At 62.8% G+C, this 5,165-nt stretch carries 5 protein-coding genes; 4 read left to right on the forward strand and 1 reads right to left on the reverse strand.

Translation table 11 applies throughout. The annotated features are described in order from the left end of the window. Nucleotides 1–24: 24 nt before the first annotated feature. From tig to clpX, 3 genes are all read left to right on the forward strand, one after another. Nucleotides 25–1,392, forward strand: a complete 1,368-nt coding sequence (tig, locus tag H5T60_11335) for a trigger factor (GenBank protein MBC7243025.1) — start codon at nucleotides 25–27, stop codon at nucleotides 1,390–1,392. A 150-nt stretch (nucleotides 1,393–1,542) separates the two neighbouring features. Then, nucleotides 1,543–2,205, forward strand: a complete 663-nt coding sequence (locus tag H5T60_11340; protein ID MBC7243026.1) for an ATP-dependent Clp protease proteolytic subunit — start codon at nucleotides 1,543–1,545, stop codon at nucleotides 2,203–2,205. A 4-nt stretch (nucleotides 2,206–2,209) separates the two neighbouring features. Continuing rightward, nucleotides 2,210–3,586, forward strand: a complete 1,377-nt coding sequence (gene clpX / locus H5T60_11345) for an ATP-dependent Clp protease ATP-binding subunit ClpX (GenBank protein ID MBC7243027.1) — start codon at nucleotides 2,210–2,212, stop codon at nucleotides 3,584–3,586. Nucleotides 3,587–3,691: 105 nt separating this feature from the next. Here clpX and H5T60_11350 read toward each other — a convergent pair whose 3' ends face one another. Beyond that, on the reverse strand, nucleotides 3,692–4,330 hold the full coding sequence (locus H5T60_11350; protein ID MBC7243028.1) for an MBL fold metallo-hydrolase: 639 nt from the start codon (nucleotides 4,328–4,330) through the stop codon (nucleotides 3,692–3,694). Nucleotides 4,331–4,612: 282 nt separating this feature from the next. Here H5T60_11350 and H5T60_11355 point away from each other — a divergent pair, with 282 nt between their 5' ends. Continuing rightward, nucleotides 4,613–4,978, forward strand: coding sequence for a DUF5320 domain-containing protein (locus H5T60_11355; protein MBC7243029.1), 366 nt, complete (start codon nucleotides 4,613–4,615; stop codon nucleotides 4,976–4,978). Nucleotides 4,979–5,165 lie beyond the last annotated feature (187 nt).

Consider the following 5,165-nt stretch of genomic DNA (forward strand, 5'->3'; position numbering starts at 1 on the left):
ATGGCCGGTGAAAGGAGAAAACACGTGAAAGTCCAGACCAAACGCCTGGAAAACTGCCAGACTGAGATGATCATCGAGGTGGAGCCGGAGCGCGTGGAAGAGGCCATGCGCAAAGCGGCTCGCTCCATTTCCGAGCAGACTAAGATCCCCGGCTTCCGCCCTGGGAAAGCCCCATATCACGTTGTCCTGCAGATGTTCGGCCGGCAGACGGTGCTGGAAGAGGCACTGGAAGACCTGGGACCGAAGCTGTACTCCCAGGCGCTGGATGAGGCCGGCATTGATCCGTACGGCCCAGGCAAGCTGGTGGATATCCAGTGGGAGCCGCTGGTGCTGACCTTCCATGTGCCCATGCCGCCCGAGGTGGACCTGGGTGACTACCGCCGCCTGCGCCTGGATATCCCGCCGGTCGAGGTGACCGACGAGGAGGTCGAGAAGGCACTGGAGGAGGCGCGCAAGGCGCACGCGGTATGGACCCCGGTCGACCGTGAGGCACAGATGGGCGACCAGGTGGTCTTCCAGGTCACGTTCGCGGAGGAAGACAGCTCGCCGGAGACGAGCGAGACCGTGCTGGGCGAAGACACCACGCTTCTGCCTGGCCTGGCGGAGAAGCTGGTGGGGATGCGCGCCGGCGAGACGCGCACCTTCGAGCTGACCTTCCCGGGGGATTGGGAGGACGAGGACTTGGCCGGCCAGACCCGCACGATAACCGTCACGGTACAGGAGGTGAAGGAGCGGGAGCTCCCGGACCTGGATGAGATGCCGGCGCTGATGGGCGACTTCCCGGACCTGGACGCCCTGAAGGCCCATCTCCGCTCCCAGATCATGCAGGCCAAGGAGAGGGAACGCGATGAGGAGCTCATTGACAAGGCGTTCACCATCCTGACCGAGCAGGCGAAGATATCCTATCCGGATTTCATGCTGGAAGAAGCGGTAGAGGACATTCTGGCGGACCATGACAGCGTACTGCGCCGGCAGGGCTTCACCCTTGACGATTACCTGCGGGTACTGCACATCGAGCGGGAGGCCTATCGCCAACAGCAGAAGCCAGAAGCGGAGCAGAGACTGCGCCGCACGCTGGTGCTGACCAAACTGGCCGAGCTGGAGAAGCTGGCCGTGGAAGACCAGGAGGTGGAGGAGCGGGCCGATTCACTGGCGGAGTCCTCTGGCAACCCGGAGATGATGCAGGAAGTGTACCGGATGCCGGAACTGCAGCGCTACCTGCGCAACCAACTTCTGGTGGAGAAGGTGCGGCAGAGGGTGTTGGAGATCGTCACCGGGCGGGTGCCGGAACTGCCGGCGGATGAGCCGGCCAGTGAGGCGTCTGCGGAAGCGCCATTGGCGGAGGCGAGCGCGGAAGAACCTTCTGAAGAGCCGGCCGGCGGCGCCGAATAAGGGCCTGGCACGGGTGACGTCAAGGGGCAGGCCGGCGGGGGGATCCCATCCCCGGCCCTTAACACCCTTTCCATCGGCCGCTTGACAAGTTGGCGGCTATCGGGTAGCATTTGCTGTAAAGAATGGTGTTCAGCAGATAGGAGAAAATGTATGGAAACTGTGAATGCTGTCATTCCCATGGTGATCGAGTCATCGGGCCGCGGCGAGCGGGCGTACGATATTTATTCGCTGTTGCTCAAGGAGCGAGTGGTTTTCCTGGGCACCCCGATCAACGACCAGGTGGCCAACCTGATCGTGGCGCAGTTGCTCTATCTGGACCGGGAGGACCCAGAGAAAGAGATTTCGATGTACATCAACTGCCCGGGAGGGGAGATTTACCCCGGCCTGGCCATTTACGACACCATGCAGTTGATCCGGGCGCCGGTGTCCACCATCGCGGTGGGGTGGACAGCCAGCATGGGGACGGTGCTGTTGGCCGCCGGCCGCAAGGGCCGGCGCTATGCCCTGCCCCACGCGACCATCCACATGCATCCCGCCGGCGGTGGGGCGCGCGGCTACGCCCCCGACGTGGAAATCCAGGTGCGGGAGCTCCTCCGCATGCAGGAGCTGATCAAGCGCCTGCTCGCCAAGCACACCGGCCAGCCCATCGAGCGAATATCGAAGGATTTCGACCGCGATTACTTCATGAACGCCCTACAGGCGCAGGAATACGGCATCATTGACGAAGTGCTGGGTGATGCCAGCGACGTTCCCACCACCTCCGCCTTTTTCGAGGCGATGGACAAAGCCGCTGTGGCATCGGGTGGTTCGTGAAGCCATGGGCAGTACAAAGGAGCCGGATGTGACCAGGACGGGAAGCAGTACCATGCAGAGATGCTCCTTCTGCCGGCGAAGTCAGGAAGAAGTACACCGCCTGATTGCCGGCCCGGACAACGTCTTCATCTGCGACGAATGCGTGGCCCTCTGCCAGGAGATCCTGGACGAGGAACCGCGCCCCAGCGAGGTGGACTTTGCCCTGGAAACCATCCCCACCCCCTCCGAAATTTTCGAGAAGCTCAACGAGTATGTGGTGGGGCAGGAGCGGGCGAAAAAGGTCCTCTCGGTGGCGGTGTACAACCACTACAAGCGCATTCGTTCGCAGGCGCGTTCCTCTGAGGTGGAGCTTCAGAAGAGCAATATCTTGCTGATTGGGCCGACCGGGTGCGGCAAGACCCTCCTGGCGCAAACCCTGGCAAAGATTCTGAACGTGCCCTTCACCATCGCCGATGCGACGTCGCTGACTGAGGCCGGCTACGTCGGTGAGGATGTCGAGAATATCCTCCTGCATCTTATCCAGGCGGCGGATTACGATATTGCACGGGCGGAGAAGGGCATCGTCTATATCGATGAGATCGACAAGATCGCCCGCAAGAGCGGCGACAATCCTTCCATCACCCGCGATGTCTCCGGCGAGGGGGTGCAGCAGGCCCTGCTGAAGATCATCGAGGGCACGGTCGCAAGCGTCCCACCGCAGGGCGGGAGGAAGCACCCGCACCAGGAGTTCATCCAGATCAACACCACGAACATCCTGTTCATCTGCGGGGGCGCCTTCGATAATCTGGAGGATATCATCGCCAAGCGGGTGGAGGAGAAGAGCCGCATCGGGTTCGCCGGCGTGCGCGAGATGAGGGAAGCGGCGGCGGGGCCGGCACACGCTGACCCGGACAATAAGGACGAGCGCGAGTTCCTGCGCGTGGAACGGGAGATGCGGCGCAAGGCCCGTCTGCTCCAGGAAGTGACGCCGGATGACCTGCTCAAGTACGGCATGATCCCCGAATTCGTGGGCCGCATCCCGGTGGTGGTCAGCCTGGAGCCGCTGGACCGCGAGATGATGAAGCGCATCCTCATCGAGCCGAAGAACGCCCTGACCAAGCAGTTCCAGCGGCTGTTCGCCCTGGACAATGTGGAGCTGGTGTTCACCGAGGACGCGCTCGAGGCGGCTGCGACCGAGGCCTTCAAGCGCAAGACCGGCGCGCGCGGCCTGCGCACCATCCTGGAAGAAGCCCTGCTGGATGTGATGTACGAGATCCCATCCCGTCCGGAGATCAAGAAGTGCATTGTAGATGCGGATGCCATCCTGGGCCGGCGCGCACCCCTGCTCCTGACGCAGGCCGATCATGTGGTGCCGCCCAGCGATCTGAAAGAGACCGCTTGAGCCGGCTCCACTGCCCGAATGAAAAAGGGGCGTCGTTCGACGCCCCTTTTCTGTTTCTGCCGCGCGGGGGACCTCCCTGGCGGTGGGGTCCCCGCATCACCTTCTTCAGGATCTTTCCAGGATGACCGTCTCCACCGGGCAGGCCTGGGCGAAGCGCTGGGCATCGGAGAGGCCGCCCACAATAGCGCCGTAATGCATGGGGATGGCGAGCTTCGGTTTGATGGCGCCGGCGGCCTGCACCGCTTCCTCCGCCGTCATGACATAGGTCCCGCTGACGGGGAGCAGGGCGATGTCCACGCGGAAGTCCTTCATTTCGGGGATGAAATCGGTGTCGCCGGCGTGATAGATGCGCACGCCGTCCACCGTGACGATGAACCCCACATGGCCGGCGGACTTGGGATGGAACTGCTTGTCCACGTTGTAGGCCGGCACAGCCTCGATGGGGATCCCCTGCACTGTGACCTTATCGCCGGGCTTGACCGTCTCCACCGCCGCGCCCCGCACCTTCTTGGTGACGGCGGCGATGCTGACCACCGTGGTGCCGGGCTTGAGCAGTTTCTTCACGTCGTCCGGGGAGTAATGGTCGAAATGGTCATGGGTGATGAGGATGATATCGGCTTTGGGTTCGCCGGCCTCAAGCTGATAGGGGTCAATGTAGATGACCTTGTCGGCGTCAATGCGGAAGGCATCGTGACCCAACCAGTGGATCTTCTTCAGCACCTTCTGAACTGCCTCGTCCACCATCTTGGCACCTCCTTCGCGATGCAGGACAGCATACTCCGGATCTCCACCTCCATTATACCAGCGTCAGGGTGGGGAGACAAGATGGGAAAAATGCGATTGGGCGCGGGATGCCCCTGGGCTACAAGGCGGAATGCGACAGGTATGCCGGGAGTCGCGACATTCGCGGAAAAATGTCATAAAAACTCTTGACAAACAATGGGTTTTGTGCTATTATATGCATAGCGCATATAGACGCCTTACATATATGCGCATGACAAAAATATGGGCATAGGAGGTGATCGTATGCCAAGAGGAGATCGCACCGGACCCTTTGGGATGGGGCCGCGCACCGGCAGAGGAATGGGGTACTGCACCGGTCATCCGTACCCGGGGTATATGTATCCCGCCGGCTACGGAGGGTGGTGGCGCCCCGGTGGGCACGGCTATCGCCACATGTTCTATGCCACCGGCCTGCCCGGCTGGATGCGCCCGAGCTGGCTAGGGGGCTGGGCAGATGTGCCGCCGGCCGCCCCGTATGCGCCGCCGGCCGAGGTCGAGGAGGGCTTCCTGCGCCGGCAGGCGGAATGGCTGCGCGCCGCGCTGGAGGATGTCGAGCGCCGGCTGGAGGAGCTGACCGGGCGCAAGTCCCCGGATGAGCCGGCCCCATGAGGCGAGGAGAACAGCCGCTGGCGGAGCATGACAGCGCGCACTCCGCCGGCGGCCGTTCTCTGTAGAGAGCCCCACAAAGGTCAGGCGCCTTTGCGCTGGGCCATATAGCGCACCACCATACTCAGCGCGGCCTCCGCCGTCAGACGTTTGTTGGTCTCGCGGTCGCCGGCCCAGAGGTGTCGCTCGC

It is taken from the genome of Anaerolineae bacterium (genome assembly GCA_014360855.1).
Taxonomy (GTDB): Bacteria; Chloroflexota; Anaerolineae; order JACIWP01; family JACIWP01; genus JACIWP01.